Annotated in this window: 14 protein-coding genes; 8 read left to right on the top strand and 6 right to left on the bottom strand. The window is 42.5% G+C overall.

What is annotated here, in order from left to right; translation table 11 throughout:
- Positions 1-11: 11 nt before the first annotated feature.
- Both VQ00_RS08395 and VQ00_RS08390 read left to right on the top strand, forming a co-directional pair.
- Positions 12-1,031, top strand: coding sequence for a cytochrome d ubiquinol oxidase subunit II (locus VQ00_RS08395; protein WP_046179701.1), 1,020 nt, complete (start codon positions 12-14; stop codon positions 1,029-1,031).
- Positions 1,032-1,103: 72 nt separating this feature from the next.
- A complete protein-coding gene (locus VQ00_RS08390) occupies positions 1,104-1,763 on the top strand; it encodes a potassium channel family protein (protein ID WP_046179700.1) in 660 nt (219 codons plus the stop codon).
- Between the two features lie 14 nt (positions 1,764-1,777).
- Here VQ00_RS08390 and VQ00_RS08385 read toward each other — a convergent pair whose 3' ends face one another.
- The 4 genes from VQ00_RS08385 to def all read right to left on the bottom strand — a co-directional run bounded on the left by VQ00_RS08385 (position 1,778) and on the right by def (position 5,155).
- Positions 1,778-2,284, bottom strand: coding sequence for a C39 family peptidase (locus VQ00_RS08385; protein WP_046179699.1), 507 nt, complete (start codon positions 2,282-2,284; stop codon positions 1,778-1,780).
- A gap of 62 nt (positions 2,285-2,346) precedes the next feature.
- The gene (rnjA, locus tag VQ00_RS08380; RefSeq protein WP_046179698.1) at positions 2,347-4,014 is read right to left on the bottom strand and encodes a ribonuclease J1; all 1,668 of its coding nucleotides are present in this window, start codon (positions 4,012-4,014) and stop codon (positions 2,347-2,349) included.
- 3 nt (positions 4,015-4,017) lie between these two features.
- Entirely contained in the window at positions 4,018-4,227 is a 210-nt protein-coding gene (locus tag VQ00_RS08375; RefSeq protein WP_046179931.1) for a DNA-dependent RNA polymerase subunit epsilon, read from the bottom strand.
- Between the two features lie 373 nt (positions 4,228-4,600).
- On the bottom strand, positions 4,601-5,155 hold the full coding sequence (gene def / locus VQ00_RS08370; protein WP_046179697.1) for a peptide deformylase: 555 nt from the start codon (positions 5,153-5,155) through the stop codon (positions 4,601-4,603).
- 391 nt (positions 5,156-5,546) lie between these two features.
- Here def and pdhA point away from each other — a divergent pair, with 391 nt between their 5' ends.
- The 5 genes from pdhA to VQ00_RS08345 all read left to right on the top strand — a co-directional run bounded on the left by pdhA (position 5,547) and on the right by VQ00_RS08345 (position 10,780).
- Positions 5,547-6,656: a pyruvate dehydrogenase (acetyl-transferring) E1 component subunit alpha gene (pdhA, locus tag VQ00_RS08365; protein ID WP_046179696.1), complete on the top strand. Its 1,110-nt coding sequence runs from the start codon at positions 5,547-5,549 to the stop codon at positions 6,654-6,656.
- A 3-nt stretch (positions 6,657-6,659) separates the two neighbouring features.
- Positions 6,660-7,637, top strand: coding sequence for an alpha-ketoacid dehydrogenase subunit beta (locus VQ00_RS08360; RefSeq protein WP_046179695.1), 978 nt, complete (start codon positions 6,660-6,662; stop codon positions 7,635-7,637).
- A 69-nt stretch (positions 7,638-7,706) separates the two neighbouring features.
- Positions 7,707-9,077 (top strand): dihydrolipoamide acetyltransferase family protein, encoded by a 1,371-nt coding sequence (locus VQ00_RS08355; protein WP_046179694.1) that lies wholly within the window; start codon positions 7,707-7,709, stop codon positions 9,075-9,077.
- Between the two features lie 3 nt (positions 9,078-9,080).
- A complete protein-coding gene (lpdA, locus tag VQ00_RS08350) occupies positions 9,081-10,490 on the top strand; it encodes a dihydrolipoyl dehydrogenase (RefSeq protein WP_046179693.1) in 1,410 nt (469 codons plus the stop codon).
- 173 nt (positions 10,491-10,663) lie between these two features.
- Complete coding sequence (locus VQ00_RS08345; RefSeq protein WP_046179692.1) at positions 10,664-10,780, top strand: GapA-binding peptide SR1P; 117 nt, start codon at positions 10,664-10,666, stop codon at positions 10,778-10,780.
- Positions 10,781-10,828: 48 nt separating this feature from the next.
- Here the strand turns inward: VQ00_RS08345 and VQ00_RS08340 are convergent, their stop codons facing one another.
- Positions 10,829-12,298, bottom strand: coding sequence for an aminotransferase class I/II-fold pyridoxal phosphate-dependent enzyme (locus VQ00_RS08340; protein ID WP_046179930.1), 1,470 nt, complete (start codon positions 12,296-12,298; stop codon positions 10,829-10,831).
- Positions 12,299-12,437: 139 nt separating this feature from the next.
- On the opposite strand from VQ00_RS08340, the gene VQ00_RS08335 reads away from it, so the two are divergent.
- On the top strand, positions 12,438-12,707 hold the full coding sequence (locus VQ00_RS08335; RefSeq protein ID WP_046179691.1) for a UPF0223 family protein: 270 nt from the start codon (positions 12,438-12,440) through the stop codon (positions 12,705-12,707).
- Between the two features lie 37 nt (positions 12,708-12,744).
- On the opposite strand, the gene VQ00_RS08330 is transcribed toward VQ00_RS08335, so the two are convergent.
- Positions 12,745-13,362: a YktB family protein gene (locus tag VQ00_RS08330; RefSeq protein ID WP_046179690.1), complete on the bottom strand. Its 618-nt coding sequence runs from the start codon at positions 13,360-13,362 to the stop codon at positions 12,745-12,747.
- Between the last annotated feature and the right edge of the window lie 63 nt (positions 13,363-13,425).

The following is a 13,425-nucleotide window of genomic DNA, read 5'->3' as shown; positions in this document are numbered from 1 at the left end:
GGGGATGAATCATGAACTATGAACTGATTGGCATTACAGTTCTTTGGACATTTTTGTACGGCTACTTAATTGTCGCATCCATCGATTTCGGCGCTGGATTCTTTGCGTATTATGCAAGAATGAAGAAAAAAGACCATATTATCAATGATCTCATTTCTCGATACTTATCACCGGTATGGGAAGTAACAAATGTGTTTTTCGTATTTTTCTTCGTCGGAATCGTTGGTTTTTTTCCAGCAACGGCTTATTACTATGGGACGGCGCTCCTCATTCCGGGCAGTGTCGCTCTCATTTTAATTGCGATTCGCGGATCTTTTTATGCATTTAATAATTACGGATCACGTGACAGCACCTTTTACTTGTTTTTGTATGGTGCAACCGGTTTGTTAATTCCCGCTTCTTTGTCCACGGCATTAACGATTTCGGAAGGCGGATTTTTAGATGAAGTGGACGGGAATGTCGAATTTCTTGCGAAAGAATTGTTTACGAGTCCCTTTTCCTGGAGCGTCGTCTTTTTATCAATTGTCTCTGTTTTATTTATAAGTGCCACGTTTTTAACGTATTATGCGGACCGTGCGGATGATCAGCAGGCGCGAAAGACGCTTCGCCAGTTTGCGCTTTTTTGGAGCATGCCAACAATTGTGGCCAGCTTGCTCGTTTTTATGTCGTTGCAAATGCACAATTCAGAGCATTACGATAAAGCGGTCACCGAATACTGGTGGATGTTTGGGTTGTCTCTTCTTTGTTTCAGTATCGCCTCATGGTTTATTTACAGTCAAAAGCGATACGGCACTGCGTTTATTATGGTGATGCTGCAATTTTTCTTCGCGTTTTTTGGGTATGGTGCATCACATTTACCATACATTTTGTACCCGTACATTACACTTCACGAAAACGCGACGAATGAAGCGATGGCCACCGCGCTCATCATTGTGTTTATACTTGGTCTGCTGCTGCTCATTCCATCGTTATTCTTATTAATGCGCCTATTCTTGTTTGATGCAGATTACGTGAAGGGGGAAAAGAAATAAAGGCAATTGTGGCATGTTCATGGTAAACTGTCAGAGCGGAACCATTTTAGCGTTGACAGCGGGGGAATGAACATGAAAAAAGAATTTGTCGTCATCGGGCTCGGGCGCTTCGGCAGCAGCATTTGCCGAGAGCTGAGTGAACAAGGAATGGAAGTAATGGCCATTGACAAGGATGAAGACCGAGTCAATGAGTTTGCCTCGATCGCCTCACATGCCGTAGTTGCGGATACAACAGATGAATCTGTATTAAAAAGCTTGGGCATCCGAAACTTTGACCATGTCATTGTTGCTATTGGGGATGATATTCAATCCAGCATTTTAACTACACTTATGCTGAAAGAAGTCGGTGTGAAAAAAGTAACGGCAAAAGCACAAAACGATTACCATGAAAAAGTGCTGCTGAAAATTGGGGCAGATCAGGTTGTTCATCCGGAGCGCGACATGGGCCGCCGGATTGCCAATAACATCGTGTCGAATAACGTATTAGATTATCTGGAGCTTTCTGATGAACATTCTATCATGGAAATCATCGCAAATGAAACACTTGCGGAGAATACATTAATCGATCTTGATATTCGTGCGCGTTATGGCATTAATATTGTCGCGATTAAACGGGGCAAAGAAATTATCGTGTCGCCGCAAGCAGACGAAGCGATTCATCTGAATGATATTTTAATCATTATTGGTGCGGATAATGACATTGACCGTTTTGAGAAAAAAATGAATGACTGATTAAATCCCCCGTGTTATAGCGGGGGATTTTTTGGAGACAAAAGAACGAAGCGAAGTACGCTTGACTGATCTTCAAATGATATACGGCGGATTTTGCTTTTTCGCCCCGGTGCACCATTGTCATGAAAATATAAAAAAATCTTCCTGTCCTTGATTTCATATCCCGTTAGTACGACCCAATGATACGCATACATCGGCTTTGAAAAAAAACGGAGAGTACAATATTTATCAAACTTTGCCGCAACAGGATGACCGAGGTCAAGCTCATTGATCACCTCATCAATTCGATTTGACGGTTTAACCATCCAGTTGCTGCCCAGCAGTTTTTTTAACTTACGGACCATGATAAAACGGAACAATCCGATCCTCGTTGCGCCCAGCTGTTTATACAGCTGATTTACTGAGTAAGACACATTCCAATACTGTAAAATAACTGAAACCGTAACGGGTCCGCAAGCAGAAGGGCGGTAGTGCTTTTTGATCTTTTCTTCATATTGCGACTGGCCTTTTACTATGGTCATGAATAGACGCCTCCATGAAAAGAAGAGCGCTCCTTATCAGTAAGGAACGCTCTTTTATTTTGTTACACTTCCATAATAATCGGTAAAATCATCGGGCGGCGTTTTGTCCGCTCATAAAGAAATGGAGAAAGTGTATCAGTAATTTCATTTTTAATGTCAGACCATTGAGTTGAGTTGTTGTTTAAAAGCTGCTTTACATGTCGGTTCAGCATGGATTGCGCTTCGTAAATTAAATCGCCGGACTCGCGCATATAAACAAATCCACGTGAAATAATGTCAGGACCGGCCTCGATTTTATTTTTTTCTTTATTAATGCTGACGACCACAATCACAAGGCCTTCTTCTGATAAAATGCGGCGGTCGCGAAGAACAATGTTGCCAATATCGCCAATACCGCTTCCGTCAATATAAACAGATCCTGATTGAATACGTCCAGCTACATAAGCTTCATCTTTCGACAAGGCTAGTACATCGCCATTGTCCATAATAAAGCAGTTTTCCGCTGGAACGCCGCAGTCAATGGCATGCTGGCAATGTGTTTTCTGCATCCGGTACTCACCGTGAATTGGCATGAAAAATTTAGGCTTAATAAGACGCAGCATCAATTTTTGTTCTTCCTGGCTGCCGTGTCCGGATGTGTGAATATCATTTAATGGACCATGAATAACATCCGCTCCGGCACGGGACAACGAATCAATAATACGATTCACGCTTACAGTGTTGCCTGGAATCGGCGATGATGAAAAGACAACTGTGTCGTGCGGCTGAATTTGAATTTGCCGGTGAGATCCATTAGCGATACGTGAAAGTGCGGCCATCGGTTCACCTTGGCTGCCGGTACATAAAATCGTGACTTTATTGGCAGGAAGCTTGTTTAATTGATGAGTATCAACAAACGTGTCTTTCGGGCAGTGAATGTAGCCGAGCTGCTGCCCGATATTAATTGCATTTTCCATGCTTCGGCCAAAAACACCAACTTTGCGGCCATCCTCTACTGCTGCTTCGACAACTTGTTGAAGGCGGTGAATGTTTGACGCGAATGTTGCGAAAATGATCCGGCCTTTTACTTTACGAAATACATTATGAATACTTTCGCCGACTTTGCGTTCAGACATCGTAAAGTTTGGTACTTCACTGTTTGTACTGTCTGATAATAAGCAAAGAACACCTTCTTTGCCGATCTCAGCCATTTTCGTTAAATTAGCCGGCTCACCCACGGGTGTGAAGTCAAATTTAAAGTCACCTGTATGAACGATACTGCCTTGAGGTGTTTTGACAACAACTCCATAAGAATCAGGAATACTGTGTGTCGTCCGGAAAAAAGATACAGATGTTTTCCGGAATTTAATCACATCATCTTCGCCGATTTCGTGAAGGCGTGTGCGGCGAAGCAATCCATGCTCATCTAATTTATTGCGCAAGAGGCCCAGGGCGAGCTTTCCGCCATATACAGGTACATTCACAACCCGCAATAAATAAGGGATGCCGCCAATATGGTCTTCATGACCATGTGTAACAAACAGTCCTTTAATTTTATCGGCATTTTTTTGGAGATAAGAATAATCTGGAATCACATAGTCGATTCCAAGCAGCTCATCTTCCGGAAATTTAATTCCTGCATCAATCAAAATAATTTCGTCCTGAAATTGGACGGCATACGTGTTTTTGCCGATTTCACCCAAACCGCCGAGGGCAAAAACTGCTGTTTGATCATTTTTTACAAATTTCATGTGTTACAGCTGCTCCACTTTAAAGTCAGGTGACTTTTTCTCGTATTCAAGGTGACTGTCATTTACCTTTTGGACAAACTCAATGTTGTATGGGCGGCTTTTTAATGCGTGGCGAACTTCCCGTTCTGTTTGCGCTTCAGCATATAATGATTTTGTTTTTTCACGAACAGGCACTTCAGAACGATTTTCTTGGTAGTACACTTTGTAAATCATAACTTTCTCTCCTTTTTCTCGTTTAATATATACAAACCGCATAAAAGCGGTTCTTCTCAGTTTTTATCACAAAGGCTTGTTGAACACAGCCTGTGGTCTTGATTTTTATTATATAGAAAGAAAGATGTTTTGACACGAAAGAACATCTTTTGTCTCTTGCATAAAGACAGCCCTTCATAATAGAAGGGCTTAACCATTCGAAATTATGCGATTGATTTTCTTCTGAGCAGATCTTTCCACTGTTTAACGAGCTTTTTTTTCAGCTTCTTCAACATTGTGGATCACTCCTTATTGCCATTTTATCATATGGTTGCTTGAATGAAAAGGAAATGGGCAATTCTATTGTGCAGTGGCTGGGGACTGACCATATGGCTTATCGTTCAATTGCCTGCGCATTTTCTTCCACATGAAATGGATCTTTTTCGTTAATATAGTCATAAAACAGGATGCCGTTTAAATGGTCAATTTCATGCTGAATACAAATAGCAGGGAGTCCTTTTAAGCGGAATTTAACTTCTTCTTCCTCCAATGTTATTGCCTTGATTGTGACTCTTGCATAACGATGGACGTAACCAGGAACATTACGGTCAACAGACAAGCATCCTTCGCCACTTGTTAAAAATGCTTTTTCAACAGAATGACTGACAATTTTTGGGTTGAAAAGTGCATAGCTCAATTGATTGCCTTTTTCATCTTTTACATGGACTGCAATCATTCGTTTGGAAATGCCGATTTGAGGAGCGGCAAGACCGATGCCAGGACGCAGGCCATATTTTTCCGATAGCTCCGGATCTTGGCTGTGTTGAACGTATTCCATTAAGGAAGCAAGCGTTTCTTTGTCTTCAATTGATGCCGGCAGGGTCACGTCACTCGCTTTTTTACGAAGAACCGGGTCCCCTTCCCGAACGATATCATTCATCTTAATCATATAGTTCCCTTCCTTTTTTCGCGTTTAGTGTATTTATCTTATCAAAAAGTGAGCAAAATGTTAACGGAGCGAGCCTTTTGTTTTACTCCGCATGAAAAGGGAATAGGAAGATGGAGAAAATTATGTAATGTATAACAGAGTAAAAAGCGCTTTCTTTTTATAGTACAGAGCAACTCATTTCATTGGTACAGTATTGGTTTTTAAAATTAAAAAGAGTGATTTTTATAAAAAACCTTTTTAAATTGACGGATTAACACGGTTATTATACACTATTAACCGTAGCTTTATCTTGTATTAGTGATTTCTTGAAAATTACTGGTACAGTCATTTATAAATGGAAAAACAGCCGCATGGCGAGGCATAACCAATACAGAAAGGAAAGGTGACAACAATGAGTGCAAAGAAAACTCAGTTCGATCCGCAAAAAACGCTTGAATCGATTGAAACGCAATTTGAAATGGTTCAAGTTTTAAATGAAGAAGGAAAAATTGTAAACGAAAGTGCAGCACCAAAGCTTTCAGATGAAGAGCTTCAAGAATTAATGACACGCATGGTCTATACACGTGTACTTGACCAGCGCTCGATTTCATTAAACCGTCAAGGACGCCTTGGCTTTTATGCGCCAACCGCTGGACAGGAAGCATCGCAAATCGCTTCTCACTATGCCCTTGAAAAAGCAGACTGGATTTTGCCAGGCTACCGCGATGTTCCGCAAATCGTGTGGCATGGTCTTCCATTATGGCAGGCATTCTTATTCTCACGCGGCCATTATGTAGGCAACCAGGCACCTGAAGGAGTCAATGTGTTGTCGCCACAAATCATTATTGGTGCACAATATGTGCAAAATGCCGGCGTTGCATTAGGCCTTAAAAAACGCGGCAAAAAAGCGGTAGCTGTTACATATACAGGTGACGGCGGTTCATCACAAGGGGATTTCTACGAAGGAATCAACTTTGCAGGTGCATTTAATGCGCCGGCGATCTTCATTGTTCAAAATAATCAGTTCGCCATCTCAACACCGCGTGAAAAGCAAACGGCGGCAAAAACAATTGCTCAAAAAGGAATTGCAGCCGGAATCCCATCTGTTCTTGTAGACGGCATGGATCCACTTGCTGTTTACGCCGTGGTGAAGGAAGCGCGTGAACGTGCAATCAATGGCGGAGGTCCAACATTAATCGAAACAATGTGCTACCGTTACGGTCCTCATACAATGGCAGGGGATGACCCGACACGCTACCGTACATCTGATCTTGATACAGAGTGGGAGAAAAAAGATCCACTCGTTCGTTTCCGTAAGTACCTTGAAAACAAAGGGCTTTGGAGCGAAGAAAAAGAAACAGAAGTAATTGAACGCGCAAAAGAAGAAATTAAAGACGCGATCAAAAAAGCCGATGACACACCAAAACAAAAAGTAACAGATCTGATGGCAAATATGTACGACGAAATGCCAGCAAACTTAAAAGAACAATATGAAATTTACACTGCAAAGGAGTCGAAGTAAGCCATGGCACAAATGACAATGATTCAAGCGATTACGGATGCCTTGCGCGTGGAGCTTAAAAACGACGAAAACGTCCTCGTCTTCGGTGAAGATGTCGGCGCTAACGGCGGAGTGTTCCGTGCAACAGAAGGTCTTCAAAAAGAATTTGGAGAAGAGCGCGTATTTGATACGCCGCTTGCGGAATCTGGAATCGGCGGTCTTGCTGTCGGTCTTGCACTTGAAGGATTCCGTCCAGTACCGGAAATTCAATTCTTTGGTTTTGTTTTCGAAGTCATGGACTCTGTCAGCGGGCAGCTTGCGCGTATGCGTTACCGTTCAGGCGGCGTTTACTCAGCTCCTGTAACAATCCGTTCGCCATTTGGCGGCGGCGTTCACACACCTGAGCTTCATGCGGACAGCTTGGAAGGCTTGATGGCGCAGCAGCCTGGCTTGAAAGTAGTTATTCCTTCCACTCCTTACGAGGCAAAAGGACTATTGATTTCTGCCATTCGCGATAATGATCCGGTAATTTTCCTTGAGCACATGAAATTATATCGTTCATTCCGTGAAGAAGTGCCGGAAGAAGAATACACAATTCCGCTTGGCAAAGCAGCAGTGAAGCGTGAAGGTACTAACCTTTCTATCATCACGTATGGTGCAATGGTTCATGAATCATTAAAAGCAGCAGAAGCACTTGAAAAAGAAGGATATTCTGTTGAAGTGATTGACCTTCGCACTATTCAGCCGCTTGATATTGAAACAATCATGACTTCTGTTGAAAAAACAGGACGCGCAATCGTCGTTCAGGAAGCACAAAAGCAGGCGGGTATCGCTGCGAACGTTGTGGCTGAAATTAACGACCGCGCCATCTTGAGCCTTGAAGCACCCGTACTGCGTGTTGCAGCTCCGGATACTGTTTTCCCATTCTCCCAAGCTGAAGGTGTATGGCTTCCAAATCATAAAGATATTGTGGAAACTGCGAAAAAAGTTCTTGAATTTTAATAATAAATGACAGTCGAAAAGGAAGTGTAACTTCCTTTTCGAAATTCACATTACAGGAGGATGAATACATTGGCATTTGAATTTAAATTACCGGATATCGGTGAAGGTATTCATGAAGGTGAAATCGTCAAGTGGTTCGTTAAACCAGGCGATAAGATAGCAGAAGATGACGTGCTTTGTGAAGTGCAAAATGACAAAGCAGTCGTTGAAATTCCATCACCAGTTGCGGGTACAGTAGAAGAAATTCTTGTTGACGAAGGTGCAACAGCAATTGTAGGGGACACACTCATCAAATTTGATGCACCCGGCTATGAAGATTTGAAATTCAAAGGCGATCACGGTGACGAAGAAGGCGAAGCGAAAACAGAAGAGCAAGTTCAAGCAACAGCTGAAGCAGGCCAAGAAGTCGACAAAGCACCTGCAGAAGCACCGAAAGAAGACGCTCCTGCAGCTTCGACTGGTGCAGGCAGCCAGCCTCAGGCAGATGTAGATCCGAACCGTCGTATTATTGCAATGCCATCTGTACGCAAATATGCTCGTGAAAAAGACGTGAATATTGCTCTTGTTGCCGGCAGTGGCAAAAATGGCCGTATTGTAAAAGACGACATTGATTCATTCTTAAGCGGCGGTACGCAATCTGAAACTCCTGGACAAGATGCGAAACCGGCACAACAAGAAGCGCCGGCAGCGCAAGCAGAATCAAAACCAGCTGCAGCGGCGGCAATTCCAGAAGGTGAATTCCCGGAAACACGCGAAAAAATGAGCGGTATTCGTAAAGCAATTGCGAAAGCAATGGTGAATTCTAAACATACTGCACCACACGTTACGTTAATGGATGAAGTCGAAGTAACAAAGCTTTGGGCACATCGCAAAAAGTTCAAAGACATTGCAGCGGAAAAAGGTGTTAAGCTGACATTCCTTCCTTACGTCGTAAAAGCTCTTACAAGTGCGCTTAAAGAATACCCAGCATTCAACACATCGATTGATGATTCAACGAATGAAATTGTTCACAAACATTACTACAACATCGGAATTGCTGCTGATACAGAAAAAGGCTTGATGGTTCCGGTTGTGAAAAATGCTGATCGCAAATCGATGTTCACGATTTCAAATGAAATTAATGAGCTTGCTGTAAAAGCGCGTGACGGTAAACTGGCTCCGGCTGAAATGAAAGGTGCATCTTGCACAATTACAAATATCGGTTCTGCTGGCGGCCAGTGGTTTACTCCAGTTATTAACCATCCTGAAGTAGCCATTTTAGGGATTGGGCGTATTTCTGAGAAAGCGATTGTAAAAAATGGTGAAATTGTAGCCGCACCTGTGTTAGCATTATCATTGAGCTTCGATCATCGTATGATTGATGGAGCGACAGCACAAAATGCATTGAATCACATTAAGCGGTTGTTAAACGACCCAGAACTTTTACTAATGGAGGCGTAAGAAATGGTAGTAGGAGATTTCCCGATTGAAACAGACACTATAGTGATTGGTTCAGGCCCTGGGGGTTACGTCGCTGCGATCCGTGCAGCACAGCTTGGACAAAAAGTGACCATCGTTGAAAAAGAAAATATTGGAGGCGTCTGCTTAAATGTAGGCTGTATCCCTTCGAAAGCACTTTTAACAGCAGGCCACCGTTACGAGCAAGCGAAGCATTCTGATGATATCGGCATTATCGCTGAAAACGTCTCAGTAAACTTCGAAAAGGTGCAAGAATGGAAAGGCAGCGTCGTGAAAAAATTAACGGGCGGCGTTGAAGGACTGCTTAAAGGAAACAAAGTCGAAATCGTTCGTGGGGAAGCATATTTCAACGATGCAAACACATTGCGTGTAATGGGTGAAGATTCTGCTCAAACATATACATTTAAAAACGCAATTATTGCAACAGGCTCACGCCCAATTGAAATTCCAAACTTCAAATTTTCAACTCGCGTTATTGATTCAACAGGTGCATTAGCTCTAAAAGAAATTCCGAAAAAATTAGTTGTAGTAGGCGGCGGTTATATCGGGTCAGAACTATCTACAGCCTTTGCAAACTTTGGAACAGAAGTAACTATCCTTGAAGGTGCTCCTGAAATTCTTGGCGGTTTTGAAAAGCAGATGTCTGCACTTGTAAAACGCGGCATGAAGAAAAAAGGCGTTACAATTGTGACGAAAGCAATGGCTAAATCAGCCCAAGAAACAGAAAACGGTGTGAAAGTAACATACGAAGCAGCTGGAAAAGAAGCAACAGTTGAAGCAGATTACGTACTGGTTACAGTAGGCCGTCGTCCAAACACCGACGAAATGGGTCTTGAAGGTGCTGGCGTAAAAATGTCAGATCGTGGCGTTATCGAAATCGATAAACAATGCCGTACAAACGTGGAAAACATTTATGCGATTGGTGATATCGTTTCGGGACCACCATTAGCCCACAAAGCCTCTTATGAAGGTAAAATTGCGGCTGAAGCGATTAGCGGCGAAAAGTCTGAAGTCGATTACCTTGCGATTCCAGCAGTTTGCTTTACAGAGCCTGAGCTGGCAACTGTTGGCTACACAGAGTCGCAGGCAAAAGAAGAAAAAATCGAAGTCGTATCGGCAAAATTCCCATTTGCCGCAAATGGACGCGCCCTTGCGCTTAATAGTACAGACGGCTTTGTGAAAATTGTATCTCGTAAAGAAGACGGCCTGATCATCGGCGCGCAAATCGCTGGTTCAGGTGCTTCGGATATGATAGCAGAATTGGGTCTTGCGATTGAAGCAGGCATGACGCTTGAAGATATTGCTATGACCATTCATGCGCATCCAACGCTTGCTGAAATGACAATGGAAGCAGCGGAAGTAGCACTTGGTACACCGATTCACATTATGAAATAAAAGAACTAATTAAACAGAACCCCCGATTTCCTTATTATAGGAAATCGGGGGTTTTTTGTCCCGTTTTTAAATGTGTTATACAATTAAGGCTTGCAATTACTAATATGTTATATTATTATGAATTTACAGAACATAAATCGCTTTCAAAAAAACAAAACAGGAGGTTATGAAACATGGGAACAATCGTCTGCAAATCTTGCGAATCCACAATCGAGCACTTTGAAGAAGAAAAGGTGACAGTTTTATACTCTCACTGCGGCTGCGATCACGATACAGAAATTGATGACTAATCTTTATACATAAAGGGCTGCTCCGAAAATGGGAGCAGCCCTTTTTTTTTAATAAATTGGCTTGCGCTCTTTAATGACACGCAATGTTTTTAATTCTTCATCTTCCGGTCCTTGAACAGGCAGACCGGCTGCTACATTTTCTTTGACATAACGCAAATTTTCTTCTGTAATAATTTCCCCGGGGATAAAAATAGGGATCCCTGGCGGATACACCATCATAAACTCCGCCATAATTCTGCCTGCGGATTCACCGATTGAAACTGTTTCTGTCTCGGCATAAAATGCCTCACGCGGTGACAAAGCAAGCAGCGGAATATCCGGCAGCATAACATGGGCATATTTGGATTGGACAGTGCCGTTAAAAGCAGCCGCCATTTCAGTTAACGCCTTCACGAGCAAATCACAATTTTCTTTAGAATCTCCGGGTGTAATGATACAAAGAATGTTGTATAAATCGCTAAGTTCAACTTCAATATTGTACTGGTCACGCAGCCATTTTTCTGCATCATGTCCTGTCATGCCAAGGTTTTTAACAGAAATAATCAATTTAGTCGGGTCGTAATCATACGTAGCTTTTGAGCCGAGAATTTCTGAGCCTGCACAATACAGGTGATTGATTTTATTGATTTTGCTACGGGTTTCTTGCGCAAGCTCAATCGCTTCCCCAATAATTTGAGGGCCATTAATCGCAAGGTGCCTGCGGGCTGTATCAAGTGAAGCAAGCAGTATATAAGACGTAGATGTCGTCGTCAGCATACTTAAAATCGATTGTACCCGGTTAACCGATACAAGACCGTTGCGAACATTTAAAATGGAACTCTGGGTCATAGAACCACCCAATTTATGCACGCTTGTTGCTGCCATGTCTGCACCAGCCTGCATGGCGGATACCGGCAGGCCATCATGAAAATGAATATGCACACCATGTGCTTCATCAACAAGCACTGGAACGTTAAAAGAGTGGGCTGTAGCGACAATCTGTTTCAGATCGCCAGCAATGCCGAAATACGTCGGGTTAATAACAAGTACACCTTTTGCGTCCGGATGCTCTGTAAGCGCCCGTTTTACAGATTCTGTCGTCATTCCGTGCGAGATGCCGAGGTCTTTATCGATTTCAGGGTGAATAAAGATCGGAACGGCTCCTGAAAAGACAATCGCTGTCATAATAGATTTATGAACATTTCTCGGTACAATAATTTTTTCGCCGGGACCACATACAGCCATAATCATCGTCATGATCGCGCCGCTTGTTCCTTGAACAGAAAAAAATGTATGATCAGCGCCAAATGCTTCGGCAGCCAGCTGCTGGGCTTCTTTTATAATGCCGTGCGGCTGATGCAAATCATCGAGCGGCTCAATGTTAATTAAATCGATTGAGAGTGCATTTTCTCCAATGAATTCTCTGAATACCGGATCCATTCCCTTTCCTTTTTTATGGCCGGGAATGTGAAACTGGACTGGGTTCTGTTTGGCGTGGCGAAGAAGCCCGTCAAATAATGGAGTTTCATGTTGTAACAACGCCATTTCCACCTCTTTTCTAATCATTCGCTAAAACAAAAGAATTATAGCATTTTGCCCTAACATTGCATAGAAATTTTTCTTATTTAACAAGGAGTTGAACAGGAGAGAATAGAATAGGTAAAGTGAGGTGAAGATAATGGAATATTCGTATCCGTTTTCAATGGACTGGTCAACGGAAGAAGTAATAGATGTTGTCGCTTTTTTTGAAGCAATTGAACAGGCGCATGAAAAAGGAATTGGAAAAGAAGTATTAATGGAACGCTATAAGCGCTTTAAAGAAATTGTCCCGGGAAAAGCGGATGAAAAGCGCATTTGCGGCGAATTTGAAGAAGTAAGCGGCTATTCGTCTTACCGAGCTGTCCAAAAAATGAAACAGGCACCTGCACAGACGGAAATCCGTATGTGAAAACAGTCCGTTCCGAAAAAATGGAACGGACTGTTTATTATTGATAAGCAAGCTTATAGAGCGGAAGAAGTGTTTCGAATGTTTCTTTAGCAACCGCATAAAAAGCGTCGCCGTCCTTTAAAATTGGATCGTCAGACGGAATATGGCGTCCGATTAGGAATTCGGCTTTTTTCACATCGTGGAACCGTTGAAGAGACTGTTTAAGATCTGCTTCTTCCCAAGGTTCTGCATCTTTTTTCAAATGGTCAAGTGATAAAACATAATCAGAAGGAACAGTTTCTTTGAGCAACTTCTGATTTTCTAAAAATGTTTTAGCAATCGCTTGTTTTCGGGGAAGTTCATAAATAAAGGCCAGCCAAATAAAAACGTGATCATCAAATAAGCCAACTTGAAAGTGCGGGTGCTGTTTATAACCGCGTTTATTATTTGCGATCGCGAGCCACGTATCATTTGGCGGGTTCACTTTGCGGCGTGCATGGCGTGCAATATGCAAAAACATCTCCTGGCCAAGCAGCACTGATAAATCATCCGTCAGTTCGTCACCCAGTTGCTTAAATTTAGGCTGGATTCGCTCTTGAATCGCAGTCATCCGCTCATCCAGTTCATTTAATTGAAATGTGCTAAAATCTTGTTTCGTAAATCCGGTAAACATCATTATTTATTATTCCTTTCCCACAAACCATCTCTTCTTTATAATCATTATTATAACATAAAGCAA

The sequence above is a fragment of the Domibacillus tundrae genome (assembly GCF_000970675.1).
GTDB lineage: Bacteria > Bacillota > Bacilli > Bacillales > Domibacillaceae > Domibacillus > Domibacillus tundrae.
This window is presented reverse-complemented; position numbering and strand designations above follow the sequence as displayed.